Raw genomic sequence first — 24,626 nt, 5'->3', positions numbered from 1 at the left:
GCTACTCGTCGATCGGCTCGACGGACTCGATCGCGTCCTCCTCCTCGGTCTCGTCCATCGGCGGGTCCATGCGGCGGAGCCGGGAGAAGATCGCCCACGCGACCGCGATGAGCGGGACGGAGATCACGGCGCCGAGGATGCCTGCCGTCAGCGTGCCACCCGTCACGGCGAGGGCGACCGCGACGGGGTGCAGGTGGACCTGCTTGCCCATGACGAGCGGCTGGAGGATGTGTCCCTCGAACTGCCCGATGAGCGCGATGCCGACCCCCACGATCACGGCCTGGACCGGGCCGTTCGCCGCCAGTGCCACGATCATCGCCACGACCATGGCCGCCGGCGCCCCGATCAAGGGGATGAACGCCCCGATCAGCACCAGCACTGCGAGCGGTGCAGCGAGGGGGACCCCGACGATGCCCAGCAGCAGGAATGCCAGCACCCCGTCCGCGACCGCGATGATGACCGTCCCCCGGGTGTACCCGGAGAACGTGTACCAGCCTGCGCCTCCTGCGGTCTGCCAGGTCTCGCGGACCCGTGCGGGCAGCTGGTTGAGGAACCACGTCCACATCTGGCTGCCCCGGGCCAGGAAGAAGACCGAGCAGAAGGTGGCGAGGGCGAGGGCCGCGAACACCTCGACGACGGAGCCTGCCCCCTGCGCCGCCTGACCGGCCAGCTCGTCGCTGTTCTGCTGCAGCCAGGTCTGCCCCTCGGTGATCCACTCGTCGATCTGCGCGTCGGTGATGACGAACGGCAACGGGCCGTCGATCAACCAGCCCTTGATGTCCTCGACGCCGCTGCCGAACTGCTCGGAGAGCACGACCCACTGGCCCGCCACCGAGAGCCCGACGTACGTGAGCAGGCCGGCGAGCACGAGGAATCCGCCGAGCAGCGACACCGCCGTCGCCAGCCCGCGCGGCAGGAACCGGCTCAGGAGCTCGACCGCCGGCCGGAGGACGGCGGTGAAGACGAGGCCGATGAAGACCGCGACGAACAGGAGCTGGACGCGCGACGTCGCGTAGAAGACCAGGACGACGGCGGCCACCACCACCAGCAGCCGCCAGGAGATCCCGGCCATCGTCCGGAGCCAGTGCGGGGCCGTCTGCTCGAACCCGATCACCGACGGGTTGCGGCGCGCGCCGGCCACCCGGCGAGCGGCCGGGCTGGCCCCCACGAGGTGCTTCGTCGCCTGGCTCACCCGCTCGCCCGGACCGGCGAGCGAGCCGTCCTGATCCACCATGTGACCCTCTTCACGATCGCGACCGCCGGCGGTGTCGGCGCCAGTCTGCACCTCCGCAGCGATGCTCGCCGGGTGCTCTCTCCGTGCTATCTTTACGGCCGCGCCTGACGGGGAGATGCTCCCCGCAAGGCCCACCTGTCCGGGTGGCGGAATGGCAGACGCGCTAGCTTGAGGTGCTAGTGCCCTAACGGGCGTGGGGGTTCAAGTCCCCCTCCGGACACCCAGGGCGCTATGTCCGCGTCAGCGGCTTACCTGCCCAGACGGCCAGTTCGACCAGCGGTACCGGGCGATCCGCCCGCCAAGATCTGTTGAGACAGCAGGCGACCGTGCCCCCCGTTCCACAGCGGGGGCACGGTCGTGTCCGGGGCGGGATGCGTCCCAGGACGGCACGTCACACCGTCGGGGCCCGAGTCTTCATGGCCATCCGTGAGGCGTCCTCGTCGAAATGTCGACTCGTACGCCCCGGGGCAGTGCCGGCGTGCCGCCGCCGACGAGCACCGCGCACAGGAGCAGCACGCACGCGTTGACCAGGCCGTGCCGGAACGCCTCGGCCCCGATCGCCGCGCCGCGGTGCTCAGGTCCGATCGGCGTCGCTCCTCGGCCCATCGGTCGTCAGGTGCGGAGCGATCAGCCTGGGTGCGTCTCTCGTGGCCCTCGGCGTCAGTCGATGCGGCGCAGGGCGTCGTCGGGCTCCGTCCGGCTGAGCCTCAGCACCCGGACGAAGGCGCCCAGCAGCAGTGCCGCGGGCACCGCGACGACGACGCCGAGGAGCCACGTGACCGGCGGCCAGGCGAGGAGCGGAGTTGGTCCCGAGCCCAGCAGCGCGGTCTCGTGCGCCACGACGCCGGTGACGACCGTGAGGACCGTCCCGACGGCCGCCGCGACGGCTCCGACGGCCAGCCCCACGATCGCCAGCTCCGCCAGGTAGGTGCGCATGATCTCCCTGGAGGACCAGCCGAGCGACGTCAGCACTCCGACGTCCCACCGGCGCAGGTGGGACCACGTGCCGGCAAGGGTCATCCCGATCCCGACGCCGAAGAGCCCGAGCGAAACGGCGATCACGGCGTTCACCTGCTGCAGCACCGCGAGCGCAGGGGGGAGGTTCGCCTCGCCACCACCTGCGTTGACGTAGTAGCCGAGATCCGTCAGCTCCTGGGCGAGCCGCTCGGCGTCGGCCACGGACGCGGCCTTGACCCAGCCGGCGTTGTACGAGCCGCTTGCGGGCACCCGCCCGTCGGAGGCGCCGAGGAGGGACGCGTAGACGCGCTCGAAATCGCCGACGTCGAGGTAGAGCGCGGAGTCGCCGTCCCGCTTCGGGTCCGTGTTGTCGAACACTCCGACGACCTCGATGGTCATCAATTCGGGGACGCCCGCCTGCGACCCGGTCCGCCGGGTGTACTCCAGCGTGAGCGTCTTGCCCACGAGCGGGCTCAGGTCCTCGCCGAGGTAGGTGCTGGGTAGGAGCGCCTGACCCGGGCCGAGGACGTTGTCGGCGGACCAGCCGCTCGCCGCCTCGACGACCGGCGGTTGCGACCACGAGAAGCGCGGCATGGCCCAGAACACGCCGTCGAAGGCGGTGTCTCCGGTCTCCCCGCCCTGCGGGTCCGAGAGGGACACCCCGACGCTCGCCGCGCCCACGACCTCGACCGCGCCCTGAAGTGCCCGGATCTCCTCGAGCGACTCAGGTGTCAGCTCCCGGGGCGTCCCCGACGGTGCGACGCCGAGCAGCTCGATCGACGTCAGGCTGGAGTCGCTGTCCAGGGTGCGCGCGCCGGCCACGACCTGGCTGCCGACCACCGCCGCCGAGGCGACGAGCAGCGCCATGCCCACGACCAGCGCTCCGAGAAGAGCGCGGAACCGCCGGAGGGTCTGCCGCGTGTTGGCGACGAGCAGCGTGTGGCTGTTCATGCCGCCTGCCGTGCCGGGAGCGTCAGGGTCGCGCTGGCGATCGGGCCCACCCGGGGATCGTGCGAGACGACCACGACGGCGACCCCGGAGGCGCCGGCCTGCTCGAGCAGCTGCAGCACCGCGGACGCGTTCGCGTCGTCCAGACCGGAGACGGGTTCGTCGGCGAGGAGCACCGGCGTCCTCCGCGCGGTGGCCCGCGCGATCGCCACGCGCCCCTGCTCCCCGCCGGACATCAGACCGGCCGGCTGCCGCTCCCTGCCCGCCATCCCGACCGCGGCGAGGCTCGCCTCGGCGACCGACCGCTCCTTCGGGTGCATCCCCACCAGGACGTTGTCGACCGCGCTGAGGTGCGCGAAGAGGTTGCCCCGCTGGAAGACGGTGCTCACGACGTCGCGCCGAGATCGTGCGCGCACCTGCTGCGGTGCGCCGAGCATCTCCTGGCCATCGATCCGGTACTCCCCCGAGTTCGCTGTCGAGAGCAGCCCGAGAACGTTGAGCAGCGTGGTCTTGCCGCTGCCGGACGGGCCGGCGACCCACAGGATCTCGCCCCGGCGCACGGAGAAGCTCAGGCCCGAGATCACCGGCGCGCGGCTGTTCGCGTAGGAGCGGGACAGGTCCGAGACCTCGATCATGGGTAGACCCCGAAACCGGAGTTGCCGACGGCGACCGTGACGGCCAGCGAGCACGACGACGACTCGTCCAGGTTGAAGCGGTACATCGCGTCGACGTGCACACCGTTCATCATGCAGCCCTTGAGGGCCCCGTCGAGCGCATCGGCCACCTCCTTGCGGTCCTCCTCGGACAGGGCTATCCCCGGCCCGTTCAGCGACTGGAGCCCGGCGACGTAGCGCACCACCGGCTCGGACGGCGTCCGAGCTTCACTCAACGCCGTCGTGCGCACCCCGGCGTACGAAAACGCCGGGCAGGGGCTTTCGTGGTCATCACGTGGTCCGGCGTCTCACGGGAGCTCTCTTCGTCTCGTCTCCACCGGAGACGGCGATGTCGACGCCGTCCACGCTGTCGGCAGGACGAAAAGGGGGCGGCATCGGCCGCCCCCTCTCGTGTCCTGCTACCTGCCGCCGGCCGGACCCGCCGCCGGGCCCAGCGCGCCGCCAGGTCCGCTCATGTCAGCGGTGGGCGGACGTGACACGCACGTCGTCGACGGCGTCCTCGTCATCGCCCTCGACCTCCTTGGCGAGCAGGTACGAGCCGACGGCCCAGATCGCTGCACCGAGGGACCCGACCCAGACACCGATGTCCGTCGAGAGGTCGTCCCCCCGCTCGAGGCCACCCATCGGGTTCAGCGCGAAGGCGAGGCTCTGGATGGCAGCAGCGATGCCGACGGCCATCGAGACCAGGGTCAGGCCGCGGTGCTGTCCGCGGCGCGCGCGCTTGCCGGCGTAGAACAGCGCCGCCAGCAGGCCGAGACCGAGGTAGGCGATGAACGGGACGAGCGAGTCGGTCTCGTAGCCGTACGAGGATCCGCGCCGTCGTCCGGGTTCACCCAGTTGAGGAGCGGCGAGATGTTGAACAGGACGACGCCGGCCGCGGTGACCGCGAGACCAGTGGTCTTGGCGCGACGGTGCGTGAGCGACGTGCGCTCGGTGGCGTGGGGGTTGGTCGATGCGGCCATGAAGGAGTGCTCCCGGTGGTGTGGACAGTGAAGCGCTGGTCCACGGATGTGAACCAGCGCGTTGCTGAAATCGTTGCACAAGTTGTTCAGGGCCGCGACCGGGATGCAGAGCAGCAGGTCAGGGCGGCGGAACGGACGATTGGCTCGAAGCGGTCGGGGCGGCGTCGGGCGTCGAGATCGTCATGCCGCGGCCGCGGGAGGGCGCCCGATGTATCAGGACGGCGCCCGGCCCGTCCTCGGGGGAGAGCACCCACGCGGTCGAACCGCGCCGGGTCCTCGCACGTGTACCAGGAATGTCCGGAGTGTCGCACCCACCAGCGGGCCTCGGGCCCGTGACGACGGAGGTCACCATGTCTGCTCTCGAGCTCGACGGTGTGCTGCCAGGCACGCACGTCCGCCCGGTTCCGCCGATCGAGCCGTTGACGCGGCGTGAGCTCGTGGTGCTGCGCAACCTGGCGCGGCCGGCGACGCTCGAGGACATCGCTGCGGGCCTCTGGGTGTCTCGCAACACGGTCAAGTCGCAGGTGCGCAGCGTCTACCGCAAGCTCGGTGTGTCGAGCCGGTCCGACGCCGTGGCGTGGGCGGAGGCCGCCGGGCTCTGAGCGTCGACGCACGCCCGGCGGTCCGTCGGTCGCCGTGCCGGACCTCGTGACGCGTGCGACATTGAACAGATGTTCCTGTTCTTCGGCACCCGGCTCCGGCGCCGCTCGCTCGGCAGCGGCGTCTTCCACTGCCCGTTCTGCTACGACCAGCGCTCCTACGAGCACGCCGACGTCCGCACGTGGTTCCACGTCTTCTGGATCCCGCTCGTCCCGCTCGGCGGCGGCCAGGAGATCGTGCGGTGCACCGTCTGCGGCGGCGAGTGGTCGCCCGCGGTGCTGCAGCTCGATGCGTCGCACTGACGTGCGGGGAGAGCCCCGGGCATGACGCCGGAGCCCGCCCTGGACAGGTACGACGTCGTCGTGGTCGGTGGGGGAGCCGCCGGCCTCAGCGCCGCGGTGGTCCTCGCACGCGCGGGTCGTGCGGTGCTGGTGGTCGACGCCGGTGAGCACCGCAACGCCTCCGCCGAGGCGGTGCACGGCCTCCTCGCCCTGGACGGCGTCCGACCCGCTGACCTGATCAGCCGCGGCCGCGACGAGGTGCACGCCTATGGCGGCGAGGTCGTGCACGGCCGGGTCGTGTCGGCCGGGAGGGCCCCGGACGGCTTCAGCGTGGTCCTCGAGGGGGGCGCGGTCGTGCCCAGCCGGCGTCTCCTGGTCGCCACCGGACTGGTCGACGAGCTGCCGGACGTGCCGGGCGTCCGCGCGCGGTGGGGACGCGACGTGCTGCACTGCCCCTACTGCCACGGGCACGAAGTGCGGGGCCGCGCCATCGGCGTGCTTGCCACCGGACCGGAGGCGGTGCACCAGGCCCTCGTCTTCCGCCAGTGGTCGCCGGACGTGGTCCTCCTCCGGCACAGCGCGGCTCCACCGACCGACGCCGAGCGCGAGCAGCTCGAGGCGCGTGACGTGGTCGTCGTCGAGGGCCACGTCGACGGGCTCGTCACCGAGGACGACCGGCTGGTCGGCGTCCGGCTGGCCTCGGGAGAGCTGATGGCCCGGGACGTCGTCGCGGTCAGCCCCCGCGGGATCGCGCAGGTCGGCTCCCTGACGTCTCTCGGGCTCGCGACCACGGACCGTGGCTCGTGCGTGGTCCTCGAGGCCGATGCCCGCGGCCGGACCACCGTGCCGGGCGTGTGGGCGGCGGGGAACGTCGTCGACCCCGCGGCGCAGGTCGTCGGCGCGGCCGCGGCGGGTGCCCAGGTGGGCGCCGCCCTCAACACCGACCTGGTGGACGACGACGTCGCGCGCGCGGTCGACGCGAGGCGGCGGAATATCCTGTCGACCCGGTGACGTTGAACCCCTCATACTGCTCAGGCAGCGGCCGATAGGTCGGGCGCTCGCGGCTCACGCCGCGGGTGGAGCAGTTCCCGGTCTGCGTGGTGGTGCCAGCATCCCGCCGCGAAGGACCGGCCCGGTCGTGGAACGCGCCCCTCGTGAGGGGTGGACGGCCACGGACCGGGTGGCACGTCACTGACAGCCCCCAACTGGCCGGGGGCGGTTCAAGCCGCGCGAGACCAGGACAAGCGGGCGCGGTGGACGGTGGCGCAGACGATGCTGGCCCGGGACGTACGACGGCCCCCGGCCCGTAGAGACGCGGGTCGGGGGCCGTCGTCGTCCCCGACGCCGGTGGGTTCGCGCGGCACGCGCGTTCAGACGAAGCCCGACCCCGCCGCCGGCAGGTGCTCGAAGATCAGGCTCGTCTGCGTGACGGCGACCTCCGGCCGAGCGCTCAGCTGGTCCACCACGAAGGCGCGCAGGGTCGCGGTGTCCTTCACGGCCACGTGGATGAGGAAGTCGTCCGCGCCCGCCACGAAGTACAGGTCCATCACCTCGGGACGGTCCGCCACGCGACGCGCGAAGTCCCGGAGCTGAGCGCGTGCACCGGCCTGCATCCGGACGGCGATCATGGCCTGGAGCCCGCGGCCGACCGCGGCGGGGTCGATCTCCGCGTGGAACCCCCGGATCACCCCGCGCTCGCGCAGCGCCCGCACGCGCGCCAGGCAGGTGGAGGGTGCGACGCCGACCGCGGCAGCCAGGGCGTTGTTCGGCATGCGCGCGTCCTCCTCGAGCAGCCGGACGAGGCGGCGGTCCACGTCGTCGAGCGCCACCGCCCGAACATGCGACGGTGACGCGGCCGGGGGGCGACCCTGTGCCGAACGAGGGCCGGTCATGAGGCGGAGGCTATCGAATGATCTGCGGGATGTGTGGTCTACGGCACACGAAGTTCGTCGAGCGCGTCACAATGTCCACACCCGTCGTCGACGACGCCGGCGGGCCTCGACGTGGACCGGAGCGGGTCATGCGCGTAGGAGTTCCGACCGAGACCAAGAACCACGAGTACCGGGTCGCACTGACCCCGGCGGGTGCGCACCAGCTGGTCTCACGCGGGCACGAGGTGCTCGTGCAGCGCGGCGCGGGGGAGGGCTCGGCCAACCCCGACGACGCGTACGCCGCCGCGGGGGCGACGCTGGTGGACACGGCGGCGGAGGTCTGGCGCGCGGCCGAGCTGGTGTGCAAGGTCAAGGAGCCGATCGCGGCCGAGTACGGCTACCTCCGGCCCGACCTCGCCCTGTTCACGTTCCTGCACCTCGCCGCGGACCGGCCGGGCACCGAGGCGGTGCTCGACTCCGGTGCCACCGCGATCGCGTACGAGACCGTGCGCGCACCGGACGGCACGCTGCCGCTGCTCGCGCCGATGAGCGAGGTGGCCGGCCGGCTCTCCGTGCAGGTCGGCGCCTACCACCTCATGAAGAACGAGGGCGGCGAGGGGCTGCTGCTCGGTGGCGTGCCGGGGGTGGCACCCGGGCGCGTGGTGATCATCGGCGGCGGGGTCGCGGGGCGGCACGCCGCTGAGCTCGCGCTCGGGCTGCGCGCCGAGGTCACGGTCCTCGACGTCTCGCTGCCCAAGCTGCGCGAGCTCGACACGGCGTTCGGCGGGCGGGTCCACACGTTGGCCTCGAGCGCGTACACGCTCGAGCAGGAGGTGCTGGGGGCCGACCTCGTGATCGGTGCCGTGCTCGTGCCCGGCGCCCGGGCGCCGCGTCTCGTGAGCGACGAGCTGGTGGGCCGGATGCGGCCCGGCTCGGTCCTGGTCGACGTAGCGGTCGACCAGGGCGGCTGCTTCGAGTCGACGCGCCCGACCACGCACGCCGAGCCGACCTTCCGCGTCCGGGGATCGGTCTTCTACTGCGTGGCGAACATGCCCGGCGCGGTGCCGGTCACCTCGACGCGAGCCCTCACGAACGCGACGCTGCCGTACGTGACCGCGCTCGCCGACCGAGGGTGGCGCGACGCGCTCGCCGAGGACCGGGGTCTCGCCCTGGGACTGACGGCGCACGCCGGCACGCTGTACGACCCGGGGGTCGCGGACGCGCACGGGCTCGCAGCGAAGGATGTGGCGTCGATCCTGGCCTGACCTGCGGCTACCGTGGCGCCATGTCCGCCACCACCGCCCGCCAGCCCGCTCCCGTGACCGCCGAGGACGAGGTCGTCGGCATCTGCCAGGACCTGCTGCGGATCGACTCCTCGAACTACGGCGACGGCTCCGGCCCGGGCGAGCGCGCGGCGGCCGAGTACGTGATGGCGTCGCTCACCGAGGTCGGGCTCGACCCCGAGCTGCACGAGACGGCTCCCGGCCGCGCCAACGTCGTCGTGCGCCTGCCGGGCGACGACCCGAGACGTGACGCGCTGGTGCTGCACGGGCACCTCGACGTCGTCCCGGCCGAGTCCGCGGACTGGCAGGTCGACCCGTTCGCGGGCGAGGAGCGCGAGGGCCTGCTCTGGGGGCGCGGCGCGGTCGACATGAAGGACATGGACGCGATGATCCTCGCGGTCGTGCGCCAGATGGCGCGCGAAGGGCGCCGGCCGGCGCGCGACGTCGTCGTCGCCATGTTCGCGGACGAGGAGGCGGGCGGGACGTTCGGCGCGCGCTGGCTCGTCGACAACCGGCCCGACCTCTTCGAGGGTGCGACCGAGGCGATCAGCGAGGTGGGGGGCTTCTCGGTCGAGATCGACGGGCGCCGGGCCTACCTGCTCCAGACGGCGGAGAAGGGGATCGCGTGGTTGCGGCTCGTCGCGGACGGGCGCGCCGGGCACGGGAGCCAGGTCAACCACGAGAACGCGGTGACCGAGCTGGCCGCCGCCGTCGCGCGGATCGGTCGGCACCCGTGGCCCCTGCAGCTCACGCCGACCGTCCGGACCCTGCTCTCGGGCGTCGCGGACCTCACCGGGACGCGGTTCGAGCCGGAGGACCCCGACTCGGTCGCCCGGCTGGTCGCGGCACTCGGGCCGGCGGCGCGGTTCGTCGGCGCGACCGTGCGCAACACCTCGAACCCCACCCAGCTCGGCGCCGGGTACAAGGCGAACGTGATCCCGGGCCGCGCGGAGGCCACGGTGGACGCGCGGTTCCTGCCCGGGCACGAGGACGAGGCGCGCGCGACGCTCGCCGCGCTCGCGGGCGAGCACGTGCGGATCGAGGACATCCACCGGGACATCGCGCTCGAGGTGCCGTTCGAGGGGGACCTCGTCGACGCGATGGTCGCCGCGCTCCAGGGGGAGGACCCCGGCGCGGCGGTGCTGCCCTACTCGCTCTCCGGCGGGACCGACAACAAGTCGCTCGCGCGGCTGGGGATCACCGGCTACGGCTTCGCACCCCTGCGGCTGCCGCCGGACCTGGACTTCGCCGGCATGTTCCACGGGGTGGACGAGCGGGTGCCGACGGAGTCGCTGCGGTTCGGCGTCCGCGTGCTCGACCGGCTGCTCGGTACCTGCTGAGCGGCCCGTCGACGGCGGTCGACGTCAGCTGCCGTCGGTCAGGGGCACAACCCCTCACAGTCAGACGAGGTCGGTCGAGGCGGGGTCGGGCGAGGCGTAGCCGAGCGTGCTCCGGACCCGGATGATCTTGCGACGCAGCCACACCTTGCGCTCGCCCCCGGCGAAGAGCCTGGTCCGGGCCAGCTCCCACCGTCCGTACTCGGCCTGCTCGGTGAGCAGGCGGCGTGCGTCGCCGCCGCTGGTGGTAGACGGGAGCCGCAGCACGCGGTACTCGTACTCGCCCCCCTGAGCGACCCATCCGCTGCGGGTCCGACCCGCGACGCCACCGCTCATGAGCGCTCCGTCCTGTGCCGTCGACGGCCCTGACGTCCCGGTGCCGCCGGTGATCATTGCCGGTGCCATTGTGCACTCACCGGCGCTACGGTCAGTGCATGACCGTCGATCCGCGCGCCGCACTGGACCGCCTCGTCGCCGCCCTGGAAGCCCACTACCACGCGATCGCGGCGCGCCGTCACGACGACGACCCCGCGGTCGACGACGCCTACGACGTGCTCGCGGACGCCTTCGAGGTCTACGACGAGGCGCTCAGCACGGTCTTCGGTGAGACGACGCCGTTCGACATCGCCGAGGACGACGACGAGGACGACGACGACGTGCTCGAGCTCGACGACGAGGACCACGTCCCCGACGAGGCCTTCGAGGACGACGCGTTCGACGGCGCCCGCGCGTCGCAGTAGCGGCCGGGTCGCACCAGCAGACGGCTCAGCGGCGCTCGGGGTACCCGACCTCGGGTGCGCTGACCTCGTCGAGGGCGTGCAGGATCTCGGGCGGCAGCTCGAGGTCGCCCGCCGCGAGGGACCCCCGGAGCTGGGCCGCCGTCCGCGCCCCCACGATCGCGGCGGTCACCTGGTTGCGGACGCGCAGCCAGGCGAGCGCGACGTCGAGCGGTGAGCGCCCGAGCCCCTGGGCGGCGGTCGCGACGGCCTCGACGACCGCGAGCGACCCCGCGCCGAGGTACGGCTCGACGAACCCCGCCAGGTGCGGTGACGCGGCCCGCGAGTCGGCCGGGATGGTGCGCCGGTACTTGCCGGTCAGGACGCCGCGCCCGAGCGGTGACCACGCGAGCACGCCGATGCCCAGCTCCGCGGCCGCCGGCAGCACCTCGCGCTCGACACCCCGCTGCAGCAGCGAGTACTCGACCTCGACGGCCGCGAGCCCGACGTCGTCGCCCAGCAGCGTGGCGGCGCGCGCCGTCTGCCAGCCCGGGTGGTTCGAGAGGCCGACGTACCGCGCGCGCCCGCTGGTCACCGCGTACCGCAGCGCCGAGAGAGTCTCCGCGAGGGGGGTCCGCGGGTCCGGCGTCTGGACGAGCCACAGGTCCACGTGGTCGGTGCGCAGCCGGGCCAGCGAACCGTCGAGCGAGTCGAGGAGCGCGCCGCGCGAGGCGTCGACGACGCCGCCGGCCGCGGTGCGCCGCACGCCACCCTTGGTGCACAGCACGATCTCGTCCCGGGGGACCGTGCCGCTCAGCAGCGTGCCGATCAGCTCCTCCGAGGCGCCGTCGGCGTACGAGGCGGCCGTGTCGAGCAGCGTCCCGCCGGCGTCCACGAAGTCGCGCAGCTGCTCGGCGGCCTCGTGCTCGTCGGTGTCGCGGCTCCAGGTCATGGTGCCCAGGCCCAGCTCGGAGACCCGGAGCCCGGTGCGACCGAGCTGACGCTGTTCCATGGCGGCGACGGTACCGGGCACCGCCGGTGCGGTCGGGTCATCGCCGCGCCGCCGGTAGCCTTGCGGCCCGTGGAGACCGCAGCAGGGATGACGACTTTTCAGGCCCTCTTCCTCGGGCTGGTCCAGGGTCTGACGGAGTTCCTCCCGATCTCCTCCAGCGCCCACCTGCGGATCGTCGGCGAGCTCATCGGCTCGGCGGACCCGGGGGCCGCGTTCACCGCGATCGTGCAGATCGGCACGGAGACCGCGGTGCTGCTCTACTTCCGCCGGGACATCGCCCGGATCTGCGTCGCCTGGTGGCGCGCGGTGCGCGGCGCGAACGGGACCGACCGCGCCGCGCGGCTGGGGGCCGGGAACCAGGACGCGCGGATGGGCTGGTACATCGGCCTCGGCAGCATCCCGATCGTGGTGCTGGGCCTGATCTTCCAGGAGTCGATCGAGCAGCCGTTCCGGAACCTCTACCTGATCGCGGGCACGCTCGCGGTGTTCGCGCTGATCCTCGGGTGGGCGGACCGTCGCGGCGCCAAGGGGCGCGACCTCGAGCAGCTCAACCGGCGCCATGCCGTGTACTTCGGGCTCGCGCAGGCGATGGCGCTCATCCCGGGGGTGTCGCGCTCGGGCGGCACCATCACGGCCGGGCTCCTCATGGGTTACACCCGCGAGGCAGCAGCCCGGTACTCCTTCCTGCTGGCGATCCCCGCCGTCATGGGCTCGGGGATCTTCCAGCTCGTCAAGAGCCTCGACGACTTCGGCCGCCCGGGCACCCCGAGCGTGGGCGCGACGCTGCTCGCGACCGTCGTGGCGTTCGCCGTCGGCTACGTGGTGATCATCGCCTTCCTCAAGATCGTCTCGACGTACAGCTACCGTCCCTTCGTCGTGTACCGGCTCGCGCTCGCCGTGGTGGTCGTCGTCCTGCTCGCCGTCGGGGTCCTCGAGCCGCTCAGCAGCAGCGGCGCCGCCTGACCCGCTCGTCGGAGGACGGCCGGGCCGCCGAGGCGGACCAGGGCCGCACGGCGGTCTCGCCTCGCGGCCGGGTCCGGGGGCTCGGGCGCGTCGCGGTTAGGCTGCCCCGGTGCAGACCTGGCCCGCCCCGCAGATCCCTCGGCTCCCCGGGACGGGCCTCCCGATCCGGGTGCGCGACAGCTCGACCGGCGAGCTGGTCCTGGCCGCGCGGGGCCCGACGGCGAGCATGTACGTGTGCGGCATCACCCCCTATGACGCGACGCACCTCGGGCACGCGGCGACCTACGTCGCCTTCGACCTGCTGCTGCGTGCGTGGCGTGACTCCGGGCTGACGGTGCGCTACGCGTCGAACGTGACCGACGTCGACGACCCGCTCCTCGAGCGGGCCGAGGAGACCGGCGTCCGATGGCGTGACCTCGCGCTCGACCAGACGGCGTTGTTCGCCGAGGACATGACGGCGCTCGGCGTCGTGCCGCCCGACGTCTACCAGGGCGCGGTCGAGGCCATCCCCGCCGTCGTGCCCGCCGTCGAGCACATGCTGGCTCACGGGGCGGCGTACCGGGTGCCGGTCGAGCCCGAGGTCCCGGGCGCGGCGAGCCTGCCCGGCGACGTGTACGCGGACCTGGCGGCCGACCCCGTGTTCGGTGAGGTGGCCCGCCTCGGCCGGGCGAGGATGCGAGAGCTGTTCGCCGAGCGCGGCGGCGACCCGGACCGCCCCGGCAAGCGGGACCCGCTCGACCCGCTGCTCTGGCGGCTCAAGCGGCCCGGGGAGCCGGCGTGGGACGGCGGCTCCCTCGGGCGCGGTCGGCCCGGGTGGCACATCGAGTGCGCGGTCATCGCGCGCGACGGGCTCGGGCTCCCGTTCGACGTGCAGGGCGGAGGCGTCGACCTGCGCTTCCCGCACCACGAGATGAGCACGTCGCACGCGCGGATGCTCGACGGCGGTCGCGGCGCCGACACCCACGTCCACGCGGGGATGGTGGGGCTGGGCGGGGAGAAGATGAGCAAGTCGCGGGGCAACCTCGTGCTCGTCTCCGCGCTGCGCGAGGAGGGGGTGGACCCGATGGCGATCCGACTCGCCCTGCTCGCCCACCACTACGCGGGCGACTGGGAGTGGACGGACGCCGACCTCGTGACCGCTCTGGAGCGGCTCGAGCGCTGGCGCGCCGCCGTGTCCGGCAACGGCGGCCCGGAGGCGGGGGAGACCCTGCACCGGATCCGTGCGGCCCTCGCGGCGGATCTCGACGCGCCCGCTGCCCTGAGCGCGGTGGACGCCTGGGCGGACGCGGCTCTCGCGGGTGCACCTGCGGGCTGGGACGTGACGGATCCGGCGGTGGAGGGAGCCCCCGGTGTCGTGGCACGCGCGGTGAACGCGCTGCTCGGCGTGCGGCTCTAGCTGCCCCGGGCGCAGGGACGCCGGCTCAGGCGCCGGTGCCCTTGTCGCGTCGTCGCAGGTAGCGCTCGAACTCCCGGGCGATCGCCTCGCCGGTGGCCTCGGGAAGCTCTGCGGTGTCCTTCGCCTCCTCGAGCTGGTGGACGTACTCGGCGATCTCGGCGTCCTCGGCGGCCAGCTCGTCGACGCCGTGCTGCCACGCGACCGCGTCGTCCGGCAGGTCGCCGAGAGGCACGGGTTCGCCGAGCATCTCCTCGATCCGCGCCAGGAGCGCGAGGGTCGCCTTGGGCGACGGCGGGTGCGCGACGTAGTGCGGCACCGCGGCCCAGAGCGAGAGCGCCCGCAGACCGCGCTCGGCGGCCTCGTGCTGCAGGATGCCGACGATCCCGGTCGGCCCCTCGTAGGTGTTGGGCTCCACGCCGAGCACGTCGCGGACCTCGGGGTCGTCCGAGGTCGTGGTCACAGGGATGGGCCGCGTGTGGGGGACGTCCGCGAGCAGCGCCCCGATCGTGATGACCGACCGCACGCCGAGGTTCGCCGCGATGTCGAGCAGCTCGGCGCAGTAGCGACGCCACCGCACCGAGGGCTCGATGCCGTGCACCAGCACGACCGTCCGGCCGGTGCGGGGGGCGGTGAGGAGCGAGACGTGCGTGGTCGGCCAGGTGATCTCGCGCCGCCCGGTCGGCCCCATGGCGACCGTCGGACGGTTGACCTGGAAGTCGTGGTACTCCTCCGGGTCGAGCTCGTCGATCTGCTCGGCACCCCAGACGTCGTCGAGGTGATGCAGCGTCTGGCTGGCCGCGGAGCCGGCGTCGTTCCAGCCCTCGAACGCCGCGAGCATCAACGGTTCACGCTCGGGGAGGTCGATGCCGGGTTCGGTCTCGCTCATCGGACCAGCCTAGGGCGCACCTCCACCGGCGCGTCGGGCGCCGCGCGGCGCCACCTAGGATGGGCTCGTGCCCACCCCCACCTCCGTCCCTGACGTGCTGCCCGCTGCGGTCCTGTGGGACATGGACGGCACACTCATCGACACCGAGCCGTACTGGATGGCTGCCGAGACCGAGCTGGTCGAGGCGCACGGCGGCACCTGGCGGCACGAGGACGCGCTCGCCCTGATCGGCAGTGAGCTGTTGTCGTCGGCCGAGGTGCTGCGCGCTCGGGGCGTGGACCTGCCGGCCGAGCAGATCGTGGACTTCCTCATCGATCGCGTCGCCGACGAGGTGCGGCGCGAGGTGCCGTGGCAGCCCGGTGCGTTCGAGCTGCTGACGGATCTCGCGGACGCCGGCGTGCCGTGCGCGCTCGTGACCATGTCCTACCGCCGCCTCGCCGACGTCCTCGTGGCGGCCGCGCCCGCAGGGGTCTTCGGCGCTGTCGTCGCAGGCGACGACGTCACGCACGGCAAGCCCCACCCCGAGGCGTACCTGACCGCGGCGCGGCAGCTCGGCGTCGACGTGCGGACGTGCGTCGCGGTCGAGGACTCGCCCACCGGGATCGCGTCGGCCCTCGCCTCGCAGGCCCGCACGATCGGGGTGGAGACGATGCTGCCGGTCGCTCCCGAACCGGGGCTCAGCCGCGTGACCTCGCTCGCCGACCTGGGGGTCGGGGACCTCGCACGAATCGCCCACGGCAGCGTGCTGGACCTCATCGGGCCCGCCCGACCAGCCGGCTGAGGGGGGCGACCCGGTCGGCGTGGCACGATCACGCCCCCGGGCCGACCTTCGTCGGCTCGGTCGTCGTGCGCGGATGCGGTGCGATCCCGAGGGCCAGCTCGACCGCCCCCTCGGGAACCTCGGGCGGCGTGCCTCCGAAGGCCGGGCAGAGCGAACGGTGCGCGCACCACGGGCACAGCGCCGACGGCCGGGCCCGCCAGTCGCCCGACCGTGCCGTGGCCTCGATTCCTGCCCAGACTGACCTGATGCGACGTTCGGTCATGACCAGCTCCGCCTCGCGCGGCGTGTGGCGCAGCACCTGACCGTCACCGAGGTATACCAGCTGGAGCATCCGCGGGATCTCGCCGCGTGATCGCCACAGGACGAGGCCGTAGAACCGCATCTGGAAGTACGCCGAGCTCTCGAACCCCGGCTTGGGAGAGCGCCCGGTCTTGTAGTCGACGACCCGCATCTCGCCGCCCGGGGCGACGTCGAGGCGGTCGACGATCCCGCGCAGCAGCGGGCCGCCGTCGAGCTCGGTCTCGACGTACAGCTCCCGTTCGCGCGGCTCGAGCCGCGTCGGGTCCTCGAGCGTGAAGTACGTGCCGACGAGGTCCCCGGCGCTCGAGAGCCAGGCGGTGACCTCCTCGCTCGACGTGAACAGCTCGGCGTAGCGCGGGTCCGCCGCCTGGAGCTCCTCCCACGCCTCCGGGAGCATCGCGCGTGCCGCGTCGAGACGACGCTCGGCTGCCGGGGCGTCGTAGAGCCGCTCGAGCACGGAGTGGACGAGCGTCCCGCGCGCGGCCGCCTCGCTCGGTGGCTCGGGCAGCCTGTCGATCACCCGGAACCGGAACAGGAGGGGGCACTGCATGTAGTCGTTGGCACGCGACGGCGACAGCCCGGGACGACGAGCCTCACGCGGCGGCTCGTTCGTCGCGGCGGGACCGACGGCGGCGGTGGTCACGCTGGGGACGGGAAGAGGCACACGACGAGGGTAGGCGCAGCCACCGACGTCCGGTCGTACGCCCCGCACCACTTAGGCTGGCGTCGTGAACGTCGCGCCACGCACCCCTCGTCGCGAGGGCACCCAGGGTTGGGTGATCGGGCGTGCGGCGGGAGCCCCCGTCATCCTCTCGCCGTCGTGGCTCGTAGCGGCCGCCGTCCTGACCCTGCTCTTCGTGCCGACGGTCCGGAACCTGGCACCCTGGCTCGGTGGCGTCGCGACCTACCTCGTGGCGCTCACCTTCGTGGTGCTGCTGTTCTTCTCGGTCTTCCTGCACGAGCTCGCGCACGGCTTCGTGGCCCGCTCGCGTGGGCTGGAGGTCCGCGAGTTCGCCATCACCCTCTGGGGCGGGCACACCGCGTTCGGGGGGGCAGCCGCGACTCCGGGGTCGAGCGCCCTCATCGCCGTCGTCGGCCCGCTGACGAACCTCGCGGTCGCGGTCGTGTGCTGGTTGGCCGTGCTCGCCGTGCCGGCGGGGGGCCTCGTCAGCATCGTCCTGTACGCGGGCGCGATCGCGAACGGCTTCGTCGCCGTCTTCAACCTGATCCCCGGTCTGCCGCTCGACGGCGGGCGCGTGCTGGAAGCCGCGGTGTGGCGGACCTCGGGCGACCGGGCGCGCGGGACGATCGTCGCAGGGTGGGGCGGGCGTGTCGTCGCGATCGGCTTCGTCGCGTGGGTGCTCCTTCGACCGCTCCTGAGCGGGCGCCAGCCCGACCTGTTCACGGTGGGCTGGGCCGCGCTGATCGGCGCGTTCCTCTGGAGCGGTGCCACGCAGGCCATCCGGGGGGCGCGCGCGCAGCGTGCGCTCGACGGCCTGACGATCGCCGCGGTGGCCCGACCGGCCGTGGGCGTCCCGTACGGGGTCACGCTGGGCGAGGCGGAGTCCCGTGCTGTGGCCGCGGGGGTCGACCAGGTGCTGCTGCTCGCTCCCGACGGCCGCCCCGCCGGCTACGTCGACGGCGCTGCTGCTGCCACGGTGCCGACGCCCGCGCGTCCCTCGACGCCCGTGCAGGCGGTGGCGGTCCCCCTGCCCGTCGGTGCGGTCGTGGACGGCGCTCTCGGCGGGGCCGCGCTGGTCGAGGCCGTGGGTCGGGTGGGCCGGTTCTCGGAGGCGATGGCCGTGGTCGTCGACGGCCGCGTGTCCGGGATCGTCTTCGCGCGCGACGTGGTCGCGGCCCTGGGCGCGCGGCCGTGAGCACCGTGCGACGCTCCTAGACTCGACCCTCGTGACCGACCAGCCCCGCCGCCCGACCCTCGCACCCGCCGCAGCCCAGCGGGGCGACACCCCGCAGCCGGGCGACACCCCGCAGCTCGGCGCCGCCCCGCAGCCGGGCGCAGCGGCGCACGCCGCGCCGACGGGGGCCGAGCTGCGCCGGGGGTCGCTGCGCCCGGGGGACCGTGTGCAGCTGACGGACCCGCGCGGGCGTCTGCACACCATCACGCTGGCCGCGGGCGGGCAGTTCCACACGCACAAGGGCTACTTCCTCCACGACGACCTCATCGGTCTGCCGGAGGGCTCGGTCGTCCGCAACACGGCCGGCACCGAGTACCTCGTGCTCCGCCCCCTCCTGAGCGACTACGTGCTCTCGATGCCGCGTGGGGCGGCGGTGGTCTACCCCAAGGACTCCGCCCAGATCGTCGCGATGGCGGACATCTACCCCGGCGCCCGGGTGGTCGAGGCGGGCGTCGGCTCGGGCGCGCTGACGATGTCGCTGCTGCGCGCCGTCGGGGACGGGGGGTCGTTGCACTCGATCGAGCGTCGCGAGGACTTCGCCGCCATCGCGCGTGGGAACGTCGAGCTCCAGTTCGGCGGGCCGCACCCGGCGTGGACGCTGTCGGTCGGCGACCTGTCCGACGTGCTCCCCGTGACCGCGGAGCCCGGCACCGTCGACCGCGTGGTGCTCGACATGCTCGCCCCCTGGGAGAACCTCGACGCCGTCGCGAACGCGCTCGCGCCGGGCGGCGTCCTCATCGCGTACGTGGCCACGACGACGCAGCTGTCGCGCCTCGCGGAGGACCTGCGGACGGACGGGCGCTACACCGAGCCCGAGGCGTGGGAGTCGATGGTCCGCGGCTGGCACCTCGAGGGCCTGGCGGTGCGTCCTCAGCACCGGATGATCGGCCACACCGGCTTCCTGCTCACCGCGCGGCGCATGGCCGACGGCGTGGAGGCGCCCGTCCGGCGTCGTCGTCCCGCGAAGGGCAACTACCCCGTGGACGGCTCGCCCGACGCGCCCGACCAGGGCGAGTGGACGGCCGAGGACCTCGGCGAACGTCCGGTCTCCGACAAGAAGGTCCGGCGCGTGCGGCGCGACGTGGGGCAGGGTCCCGCGACCGATTGACATCGCTGGTTAGGGTCGGTGGGAGACGACGTCGAGGCCGGCGCCGCACCGACCACGAACGAGGGGGCCCACGATGACCGAGTCGCCCGGCTACTCCCAGTTCCGCGACCTGGAGCGCCAGATCGCTGCGCTCACGGCGAAGAACGAGCGCATGTCGGACGCGCTCGTGGCGGCGCGCGACCAGATCGTCGACCTCAAGGCGCAGCTCGACGACCTCGCGAAGCCGCCCGGCACCTACGCGATCTTCCTCAGCGCCCGGGACGACGGGACGGTCGACATCATGTCGGCGGGCCGCAAGATGCACGTCGGTGCCAGTCCCGCGCTCGACCTGTCCCGGCTGCGGCCCGGCCAGGAGGTCATGCTCAACGAGGCGCTGACCGTGGTCGAGGTCGGCGGGTACGAGCCCGTCGGGGAGCTCGTGACCGTCAAGGAGCTGCTCGACGACGAGCGCGCTCTGGTCGTGGGCCGCGCCGACGAGGAGCGGGTGGTCCGGCTCGCCGGCCAGCTGGCCGAGCACAGCATCCGGGTCGGTGACGCGCTCACGATCGACGCGCGCAGCGGGTTCGTGTTCGAGCGGATCCCTCGGGCGGAGGTCGAGGAGCTCGTCCTCGAGGAGGTCCCGGACATCGACTACACCGACATCGGCGGCCTCGGGCCGCAGATCGAGGCGATCCGGGACGCCGTGGAGCTGCCGTTCCTGCACCCCGAGCTGTTCCGCGAGCACGGCCTGAAGCCGCCGAAGGGCGTCCTGCTCTACGGCCCGCCCGGGTGCGGCAAGACGCTGATCGCGAAGGCGGTCGCGCACTCCCTCGCGGCCACCGCGGCTGCAGCCCGCGGTGAGGACGGCGGCGCGGCGAAGAGCTACTTCCTCAACGTCAAGGGCCCGGAGCTGCTCAACAAGTACGTCGGCGAGACCGAGCGGCACATCCGGCTGATCTTCGCCCGCGCGCGCGAGAAGGCGACGGGCGGGTCGCCCGTGGTCGTGTTCTTCGACGAGATGGAGTCGCTCTTCCGGACACGGGGCACGGGGGTGTCGAGCGACGTCGAGACGACGATCGTGCCGCAGCTCCTGTCGGAGATCGACGGCGTCGAGCGGCTCGACAACGTCATCGTCATCGGCGCCTCCAACCGCGAGGACATGATCGACCCCGCGATCCTGCGGCCGGGCCGCCTCGACGTGAAGATCAAGATCGAGCGGCCCGACGCCGAGGGCGCCAAGGAGATCTTCGCCAAGTACCTGACACCGGACCTGCCGATCCACGCCGACGACCTCGCCGAGCACGACGGCGACCCGGTCGCCGCGGTCGAGGCGATGATCCACCGCGTCGTCGAGCGCATGTACTCCGAGAGCGACGAGAACCGGTTCCTCGAGGTCACGTACGCCTCGGGCGACAAGGAGGTCCTGTTCTTCAAGGACTTCAACTCGGGTGCGATGATCCAGAACGTCGTGGACCGGGCGAAGAAGTCCGCGATCAAGGACTTCCTCGCGTCCGGGCAGCGTGGGCTGCGCGTCGACCACCTGCTGGCGGCCTGCGTCGACGAGTTCAAGGAGAACGAGGACCTGCCGAACACGACGAACCCGGACGACTGGGCGCGCATCTCGGGCAAGAAGGGCGAGCGGATCGTGTTCATCCGCACGATCGTCACGAGCAAGAAGGGCTCCGACTCCTCGCGCACGATCGAGACGGTCACGAGCACGGGCCAGTACCTCTGAGGGCACCGCGGGCGACCCGGCGATCGCGGGGCACGCGCACCGGCCGCCGCTCCGGACCGTGGCCCGCGCCCGAACTAGGGTGACGACGTGACCGTGCGCCGCGTGATGGGGATCGAGACCGAGTACGGCGTGCTGCAGCCCGGCCGTCCGACGGCCAACCCGATGCTCCTGTCCTCGCACGTCGTCGCGGCGCACGTGCCGGCTCGCGAGGGCTCGCGCGCGCGCGCCCGCTGGGACTACGACGACGAGGACCCGCTGCACGACGCGCGTGGGTTCCGCCTCCAGCGCGCGGCCGCCCACCCGTCGATGCTGACCGACGACCCCACCCGCGCGGCGCCCGCGGCCCCGGACGCGACGCCGGACCCGACCCCGGCGGACGGCCCGCCGACCGGCTCGAGCGCGGCGCCCGAGCCGCTCCAGGAGCTCGTCCGCCCGGTCGTGGAGGAGTACGACGACCCGAGCGCCGCGAACGTGATCCTCACGAACGGTGCCCGGCTGTACGTGGACCACGCGCACCCCGAGTACTCCTCGCCCGAGGTCACGGGCCCGCTCGACGCCGTCCGGTGGGACCGGGCCGGCGAGCTCGTGATGCTGGCGTCCGTCCGTGCGCTCGCGCAGAGCCCGGCGCTGCCGGACGTCGCGCTCTACAAGAACAACGTGGACGGGAAGGGCGCGACGTACGGCACGCACGAGAACTACCTGGTCGAGCGCGCGGTGCCCTTCGCGGAGCTCGCGCGGCGCATCATGCCGTTCCTCGTGACGCGTCAGGTCTTCACGGGTGCGGGACGCGTCGGGATCGGGCAGCGGGGTGAGGTCGCGGGCTACCAGCTCTCGCAGCGCGCCGACTACATCGAGGCGGAGATCGGGCTCGAGACGACGCTGCGGCGCCCGATCGTGAACACCCGCGACGAGCCGCACGCGGACCCGGCGCGGTGGCGTCGGCTCCACGTCATCATCGGGGACGCGAACCTGCTCCAGACGGCCACGTACCTCAAGCTCGGGACGACCTCGCTGGTCCTGTGGCTGCTCGAGCAGTCGCTCGGCGGGTCCGACGGTGCGGCGCGCGGCCGACCGGCCGCGGCGCTCGCTGCCGTCGACCGGCTGACGCTCAAGGACCCCGTCGCGGCTGTCCACACGGTGAGCCACGACCTGACCATGACGGCGCGGCTCGAGCTCGCCGACGGCAGGCGGCTGACCGCGCTCGAGGTGCAGCGCGAGTACCTCGACGCGGCCCGTACCGCCCTGGGCCTGGCCCCGGGCGCGACGGGAGTGGGCCCGGACGCCGAGACGACCGACGTGCTGGACCGCTGGGCCTCGATCCTCGAGCGGCTGGCGACGGACCCCGCGAGCTGCGCGCGGGAGGTCGAGTGGCTCGCCAAGCTGCGCCTGCTCGAGGGGCTGCGCCGGCGGGACCGTCTCGAGTGGGACCACCCCCGCCTCGCCGCGGTCGACCTGCAGTGGTCCGACGTGCGCCCCGAGCGGGGTCTGTACCACCGGCTGCTCGAGGCGGGCGCGGTCGAGCGGCTCGTGACGGACGAGGCGGCCGAGCGCGCGGCCCTCCACCCGCCCGTCGACACGCGCGCGTACTTCCGCGGCGAGGCGCTCGCGCGGTACGCGGGCCACATCTCGGCCGCGAGCTGGGACTCGATCGTGTTCGACGTGCCCGGCTCGCCCACCCTGCAGCGCGTCCCCATGCGGGATCCCTTCCGTGGCACCCGCGCCCACGTCGGGGCGCTGCTCGACCGGAGCCCTGACGTGGGCAGCCTGCTCGCGGCGCTCGCGGGCTCCTGACCCACCCGGTCTCGCGCGCGGAGACGCCGCGGGGGCCGCCTGCACTGGACCCGTCCGGGTCAGGGCCTAGGGTGGGCGGGGTAGGGCAGCGCTGACCCGAGGAGGGCACCATGGCTGGTCAGGAACACGTGCGCAGGGATCACTCCGAGGGCGACGACGCTCCCGAGCCGGACGCCCCGGCGGCCCCGGCGGCCCAGGCGCGCGACGCGGAGGTCGACGCGCTCCTCGAGGAGATCGACGAGGTGCTCGAGTCGAACTCCGAGCAGTTCGTCCGCGGCTTCGTGCAGAAGGGCGGGCAGTGAGGCGCCGATGACGACGGACCACCACGGCCGCCTCCCACGGGCCTTCACGACTCCTGGCTCCTCGTCGTTCGTCGACTTCGTCGCCGGCTACGCCCCGGACCTCCTGCCCGGCCGGAGGGCGGTCGGTGGGTCCGACGCGTCCGCCGCCGCGCCGCATGCCACCACGATCGTCGCGCTGTCCTTCGACGGCGGCGTCGTGATGGCGGGCGACCGGCGCGCCACCGCGGGCCCGATGATCGCGAGCCGGCGGATCGAGAAGGTCTTCGCCGCCGACGAGTTCTCGGCCGTCGGCATCGCCGGTGCGGCCGGGCTCGCGGTCGAGATGGTGCGCCTGTTCCAGCTCGAGCTCGAGCACTACGAGAAGATCGAGGGCACGCTCCTCTCGCTCGACGGCAAGGCGAACCGGCTCGCCATGATGATCCGGGGCAACCTCCCGCTCGCGATGCAGGGCCTCGCGGTCGTGCCGCTGTTCGCCGGCTACGACCTCGACCGCGGGGCCGGTCGGATCTTCTCGTTCGACGTGACCGGCGGGCGCTACGAGGAGCACGAGTACCACAGCGTCGGCTCGGGCTCGGTGTTCGCGCGGGGGTCGCTCAAGAAGCTCTGGCAGCCGGCGCTCGACGCCGAGGCCGCGGTCCGCGTCGCCGTCGAGTCCCTGGTCGACGCCGCCGACGACGACTCGGCGACCGGCGGACCCGACATGGTGCGCCGGATCTGGCCGGTCGTGGCGACCGTGACCGCCGCCGGCTACCTGCGCGTGCCGGAGGAGTCGCTCGGCGACGTCGTCGAGTCCGTGGCCGACCGGCGACGGCGCGAGCACGAGCGGGCCGCGCCGGCCGAGCGGGCAGAGCAGGCAGAGGGCGACAGGCAGGGGGGTGCTGACCGGTGAGCATGCCCTTCTACGTCTCGCCCGAGCAGCTGATGAAGGACCGGGCCGACTACGCACGCAAGGGCATCGCCCGCGGCCGCTCCGTCGTCGTGCTCGGGTACGACGACGGGATCGCGTTCGCGACCGAGAACCCGTCGCGTTCGCTGCACAAGATCTCGGAGATCTACGACCGCATCGCGTTCGCCGCGGTCGGCAAGTACAACGAGTTCGAGAACCTGCGCGTCGCCGGGGTGCGGTACGCGGACCTGCGTGGGTACTCCTACGATCGCGCGGACGTGAACGCGCGCGGGCTCGCCAACGCCTATGCCCAGACGCTCGGGACCGTGTTCACGACCGAGTCGAAGCCGCTCGAGGTCGAGCTCGTCGTCGCGGAGGTCGGCGCCGACGAGTCCGGCGACCAGGTCTACCGGCTGTCGTACGACGGCTCGGTCGCGGACGAGCACGGGTTCGTCGTCATGGGTGGTCAGGCGGAGCACCTCGGCACGAAGCTCGCCGACGAGTGGCGTCCCGGGATGTCCCTCCCGCAGGTCCTGGGGCTGGCGGTCAGGACCCTCGGGGCGCAGGCTGAGGGGGAGCCGCGCGCAATCCCGGCCGGTCAGCTCGAGGTGGCCGTCCTGGACCGCACGCGACCGCGGCGCGCGTTCCGCCGGCTGACCGGAGCGCTGCTCGAGGACCTGCTCGGCGGCACGGCGACGTAGGAGGGAG

The 24,626-nt window shown here is 73.2% G+C and carries 26 protein-coding genes and 1 tRNA gene; 17 read left to right on the top strand and 10 right to left on the bottom strand.

What is annotated here, in order from left to right:
• Nucleotide 1: 1 nt before the first annotated feature.
• On the bottom strand, nt 2–1,234 hold the full coding sequence (locus HIR71_RS11045; RefSeq protein ID WP_169325118.1) for an AI-2E family transporter: 1,233 nt from the start codon (nt 1,232–1,234) through the stop codon (nt 2–4).
• Between the two features lie 137 nt (nt 1,235–1,371).
• Between HIR71_RS11045 and HIR71_RS11040 the strand changes: the two genes are divergently transcribed.
• Nucleotides 1,372–1,454, top strand: a tRNA-Leu gene (locus tag HIR71_RS11040).
• Nucleotides 1,455–1,894: 440 nt separating this feature from the next.
• Here HIR71_RS11040 and HIR71_RS11035 read toward each other — a convergent pair.
• The 4 genes from HIR71_RS11035 to HIR71_RS11020 all read right to left on the bottom strand — a co-directional run bounded on the left by HIR71_RS11035 (nt 1,895) and on the right by HIR71_RS11020 (nt 4,491).
• Nucleotides 1,895–3,142, bottom strand: a complete 1,248-nt coding sequence (locus tag HIR71_RS11035) for an ABC transporter permease (protein ID WP_169325117.1) — start codon at nt 3,140–3,142, stop codon at nt 1,895–1,897.
• Nucleotides 3,139–3,774 (bottom strand): ABC transporter ATP-binding protein, encoded by a 636-nt coding sequence (locus tag HIR71_RS11030; protein ID WP_169325116.1) that lies wholly within the window; start codon nt 3,772–3,774, stop codon nt 3,139–3,141. Before HIR71_RS11030 ends, HIR71_RS11035 begins: the two co-directional genes overlap by 4 nt.
• On the bottom strand, nt 3,771–4,028 hold the full coding sequence (locus HIR71_RS11025) for a hypothetical protein (RefSeq protein WP_169325115.1): 258 nt from the start codon (nt 4,026–4,028) through the stop codon (nt 3,771–3,773). Before HIR71_RS11025 ends, HIR71_RS11030 begins: the two co-directional genes overlap by 4 nt.
• Before the next feature lie 241 nt (nt 4,029–4,269).
• Nucleotides 4,270–4,491 carry a hypothetical protein gene (locus HIR71_RS11020; RefSeq protein WP_169325114.1) on the bottom strand — a complete coding sequence of 74 codons (222 nt, stop codon included), beginning with the start codon at nt 4,489–4,491 and terminating at the stop codon, nt 4,270–4,272.
• Between the two features lie 634 nt (nt 4,492–5,125).
• On the opposite strand from HIR71_RS11020, the gene HIR71_RS11015 reads away from it, so the two are divergent.
• The 3 genes from HIR71_RS11015 (at nt 5,126) to HIR71_RS11005 (ending at nt 6,667) form a co-directional block, all read left to right on the top strand.
• Complete coding sequence (locus tag HIR71_RS11015) at nt 5,126–5,377, top strand: helix-turn-helix domain-containing protein (RefSeq protein ID WP_169325113.1); 252 nt, start codon at nt 5,126–5,128, stop codon at nt 5,375–5,377.
• A 69-nt stretch (nt 5,378–5,446) separates the two neighbouring features.
• The gene (locus HIR71_RS11010) at nt 5,447–5,677 is read left to right on the top strand and encodes a zinc-ribbon domain-containing protein (protein WP_169325112.1); all 231 of its coding nucleotides are present in this window, start codon (nt 5,447–5,449) and stop codon (nt 5,675–5,677) included.
• 21 nt (nt 5,678–5,698) lie between these two features.
• Nucleotides 5,699–6,667 (top strand): NAD(P)/FAD-dependent oxidoreductase, encoded by a 969-nt coding sequence (locus tag HIR71_RS11005; RefSeq protein WP_169325111.1) that lies wholly within the window; start codon nt 5,699–5,701, stop codon nt 6,665–6,667.
• Nucleotides 6,668–7,026: 359 nt separating this feature from the next.
• Here HIR71_RS11005 and HIR71_RS11000 read toward each other — a convergent pair whose 3' ends face one another.
• Nucleotides 7,027–7,485 carry an Lrp/AsnC family transcriptional regulator gene (locus HIR71_RS11000; protein WP_311836226.1) on the bottom strand — a complete coding sequence of 153 codons (459 nt, stop codon included), beginning with the start codon at nt 7,483–7,485 and terminating at the stop codon, nt 7,027–7,029.
• Between the two features lie 191 nt (nt 7,486–7,676).
• On the opposite strand from HIR71_RS11000, the gene ald reads away from it, so the two are divergent.
• Nucleotides 7,677–8,792 (top strand): alanine dehydrogenase, encoded by a 1,116-nt coding sequence (ald, locus tag HIR71_RS10995; protein WP_169325148.1) that lies wholly within the window; start codon nt 7,677–7,679, stop codon nt 8,790–8,792.
• Between the two features lie 20 nt (nt 8,793–8,812).
• Nucleotides 8,813–10,150: a M20/M25/M40 family metallo-hydrolase gene (locus tag HIR71_RS10990; RefSeq protein WP_169325109.1), complete on the top strand. Its 1,338-nt coding sequence runs from the start codon at nt 8,813–8,815 to the stop codon at nt 10,148–10,150.
• Between the two features lie 60 nt (nt 10,151–10,210).
• On the opposite strand, the gene HIR71_RS10985 is transcribed toward HIR71_RS10990, so the two are convergent.
• Entirely contained in the window at nt 10,211–10,483 is a 273-nt protein-coding gene (locus tag HIR71_RS10985) for a DUF5703 family protein (protein WP_169325108.1), read from the bottom strand.
• 98 nt (nt 10,484–10,581) lie between these two features.
• Between HIR71_RS10985 and HIR71_RS10980 the strand changes: the two genes are divergently transcribed.
• A complete protein-coding gene (locus HIR71_RS10980) occupies nt 10,582–10,887 on the top strand; it encodes a primosomal protein (RefSeq protein ID WP_169325107.1) in 306 nt (101 codons plus the stop codon).
• A gap of 25 nt (nt 10,888–10,912) precedes the next feature.
• Here the strand turns inward: HIR71_RS10980 and HIR71_RS10975 are convergent, their stop codons facing one another.
• Nucleotides 10,913–11,875: an aldo/keto reductase gene (locus HIR71_RS10975; RefSeq protein ID WP_169325106.1), complete on the bottom strand. Its 963-nt coding sequence runs from the start codon at nt 11,873–11,875 to the stop codon at nt 10,913–10,915.
• Nucleotides 11,876–11,962: 87 nt separating this feature from the next.
• Here HIR71_RS10975 and HIR71_RS10970 point away from each other — a divergent pair, with 87 nt between their 5' ends.
• Together HIR71_RS10970 and mshC are read left to right on the top strand one after the other, a co-directional pair.
• Nucleotides 11,963–12,838: an undecaprenyl-diphosphate phosphatase gene (locus HIR71_RS10970; protein ID WP_169325147.1), complete on the top strand. Its 876-nt coding sequence runs from the start codon at nt 11,963–11,965 to the stop codon at nt 12,836–12,838.
• 109 nt (nt 12,839–12,947) lie between these two features.
• On the top strand, nt 12,948–14,234 hold the full coding sequence (mshC, locus tag HIR71_RS10965; RefSeq protein ID WP_169325105.1) for a cysteine--1-D-myo-inosityl 2-amino-2-deoxy-alpha-D-glucopyranoside ligase: 1,287 nt from the start codon (nt 12,948–12,950) through the stop codon (nt 14,232–14,234).
• A gap of 25 nt (nt 14,235–14,259) precedes the next feature.
• On the opposite strand, the gene HIR71_RS10960 is transcribed toward mshC, so the two are convergent.
• Nucleotides 14,260–15,120, bottom strand: coding sequence for a PAC2 family protein (locus tag HIR71_RS10960; protein WP_169325104.1), 861 nt, complete (start codon nt 15,118–15,120; stop codon nt 14,260–14,262).
• 67 nt (nt 15,121–15,187) lie between these two features.
• Here HIR71_RS10960 and HIR71_RS10955 point away from each other — a divergent pair, with 67 nt between their 5' ends.
• Entirely contained in the window at nt 15,188–15,901 is a 714-nt protein-coding gene (locus tag HIR71_RS10955) for an HAD family hydrolase (protein ID WP_311836225.1), read from the top strand.
• 28 nt (nt 15,902–15,929) lie between these two features.
• Here the strand turns inward: HIR71_RS10955 and HIR71_RS10950 are convergent, their stop codons facing one another.
• Complete coding sequence (locus tag HIR71_RS10950) at nt 15,930–16,865, bottom strand: RecB family exonuclease (protein ID WP_396031449.1); 936 nt, start codon at nt 16,863–16,865, stop codon at nt 15,930–15,932.
• Nucleotides 16,866–16,929: 64 nt separating this feature from the next.
• Here HIR71_RS10950 and HIR71_RS10945 point away from each other — a divergent pair, with 64 nt between their 5' ends.
• From HIR71_RS10945 to prcA, 7 genes are all read left to right on the top strand, one after another.
• Nucleotides 16,930–18,078 carry a site-2 protease family protein gene (locus HIR71_RS10945; protein WP_169325103.1) on the top strand — a complete coding sequence of 383 codons (1,149 nt, stop codon included), beginning with the start codon at nt 16,930–16,932 and terminating at the stop codon, nt 18,076–18,078.
• A gap of 172 nt (nt 18,079–18,250) precedes the next feature.
• On the top strand, nt 18,251–19,225 hold the full coding sequence (locus tag HIR71_RS10940; RefSeq protein ID WP_211374069.1) for a tRNA (adenine-N1)-methyltransferase: 975 nt from the start codon (nt 18,251–18,253) through the stop codon (nt 19,223–19,225).
• Between the two features lie 73 nt (nt 19,226–19,298).
• On the top strand, nt 19,299–20,939 hold the full coding sequence (arc, locus tag HIR71_RS10935) for a proteasome ATPase (RefSeq protein ID WP_169325101.1): 1,641 nt from the start codon (nt 19,299–19,301) through the stop codon (nt 20,937–20,939).
• A gap of 87 nt (nt 20,940–21,026) precedes the next feature.
• Nucleotides 21,027–22,730 (top strand): depupylase/deamidase Dop, encoded by a 1,704-nt coding sequence (gene dop, locus HIR71_RS10930; protein WP_169325100.1) that lies wholly within the window; start codon nt 21,027–21,029, stop codon nt 22,728–22,730.
• A 110-nt stretch (nt 22,731–22,840) separates the two neighbouring features.
• Nucleotides 22,841–23,032 carry a ubiquitin-like protein Pup gene (locus HIR71_RS10925; RefSeq protein WP_169325099.1) on the top strand — a complete coding sequence of 64 codons (192 nt, stop codon included), beginning with the start codon at nt 22,841–22,843 and terminating at the stop codon, nt 23,030–23,032.
• A 7-nt stretch (nt 23,033–23,039) separates the two neighbouring features.
• A complete protein-coding gene (prcB, locus tag HIR71_RS10920; RefSeq protein ID WP_169325098.1) occupies nt 23,040–23,921 on the top strand; it encodes a proteasome subunit beta in 882 nt (293 codons plus the stop codon).
• Nucleotides 23,918–24,619 (top strand): proteasome subunit alpha, encoded by a 702-nt coding sequence (prcA, locus tag HIR71_RS10915; RefSeq protein ID WP_169325097.1) that lies wholly within the window; start codon nt 23,918–23,920, stop codon nt 24,617–24,619. Before prcB ends, prcA begins: the two co-directional genes overlap by 4 nt.
• The last annotated feature ends 7 nt before the right edge of the window (nt 24,620–24,626 follow it).

The organism is Cellulomonas fimi, assembly GCF_012952065.1.
Lineage (GTDB): Bacteria > Actinomycetota > Actinomycetes > Actinomycetales > Cellulomonadaceae > Pengzhenrongella > Pengzhenrongella fimi_A.
This window is presented reverse-complemented; position numbering and strand designations above follow the sequence as displayed.

Bases quoted from the DNA above. Each gene is read 5' to 3' on its own strand.
- HIR71_RS10925 (WP_169325099.1), top strand. From the start codon at position 22,841: ATGGCTGGTCAGGAACACGTGCGCAGGGATCACTCCGAGGGCGACGAC.
- HIR71_RS10985 (WP_169325108.1), bottom strand. From the start codon at position 10,483: ATGAGCGGTGGCGTCGCGGGTCGGACCCGCAGCGGATGGGTCGCTCAG.
- HIR71_RS10990 (WP_169325109.1), top strand. From the start codon at position 8,813: ATGTCCGCCACCACCGCCCGCCAGCCCGCTCCCGTGACCGCCGAGGAC.
- HIR71_RS11015 (WP_169325113.1), top strand. From the start codon at position 5,126: ATGTCTGCTCTCGAGCTCGACGGTGTGCTGCCAGGCACGCACGTCCGC.
- HIR71_RS11005 (WP_169325111.1), top strand. From the start codon at position 5,699: ATGACGCCGGAGCCCGCCCTGGACAGGTACGACGTCGTCGTGGTCGGT.
- prcB (WP_169325098.1), top strand. From the start codon at position 23,040: ATGACGACGGACCACCACGGCCGCCTCCCACGGGCCTTCACGACTCCT.
- ald (WP_169325148.1), top strand. From the start codon at position 7,677: ATGCGCGTAGGAGTTCCGACCGAGACCAAGAACCACGAGTACCGGGTC.
- arc (WP_169325101.1), top strand. From the start codon at position 19,299: ATGACCGAGTCGCCCGGCTACTCCCAGTTCCGCGACCTGGAGCGCCAG.
- HIR71_RS10970 (WP_169325147.1), top strand. From the start codon at position 11,963: ATGACGACTTTTCAGGCCCTCTTCCTCGGGCTGGTCCAGGGTCTGACG.
- HIR71_RS11045 (WP_169325118.1), bottom strand. From the start codon at position 1,234: ATGGTGGATCAGGACGGCTCGCTCGCCGGTCCGGGCGAGCGGGTGAGC.
- HIR71_RS11010 (WP_169325112.1), top strand. From the start codon at position 5,447: ATGTTCCTGTTCTTCGGCACCCGGCTCCGGCGCCGCTCGCTCGGCAGC.
- HIR71_RS10980 (WP_169325107.1), top strand. From the start codon at position 10,582: ATGACCGTCGATCCGCGCGCCGCACTGGACCGCCTCGTCGCCGCCCTG.
- HIR71_RS11035 (WP_169325117.1), bottom strand. From the start codon at position 3,142: ATGAACAGCCACACGCTGCTCGTCGCCAACACGCGGCAGACCCTCCGG.
- HIR71_RS10975 (WP_169325106.1), bottom strand. From the start codon at position 11,875: ATGGAACAGCGTCAGCTCGGTCGCACCGGGCTCCGGGTCTCCGAGCTG.
- HIR71_RS11020 (WP_169325114.1), bottom strand. From the start codon at position 4,491: ATGGCCGTCGGCATCGCTGCTGCCATCCAGAGCCTCGCCTTCGCGCTG.
- HIR71_RS10960 (WP_169325104.1), bottom strand. From the start codon at position 15,120: ATGAGCGAGACCGAACCCGGCATCGACCTCCCCGAGCGTGAACCGTTG.
- HIR71_RS11030 (WP_169325116.1), bottom strand. From the start codon at position 3,774: ATGATCGAGGTCTCGGACCTGTCCCGCTCCTACGCGAACAGCCGCGCG.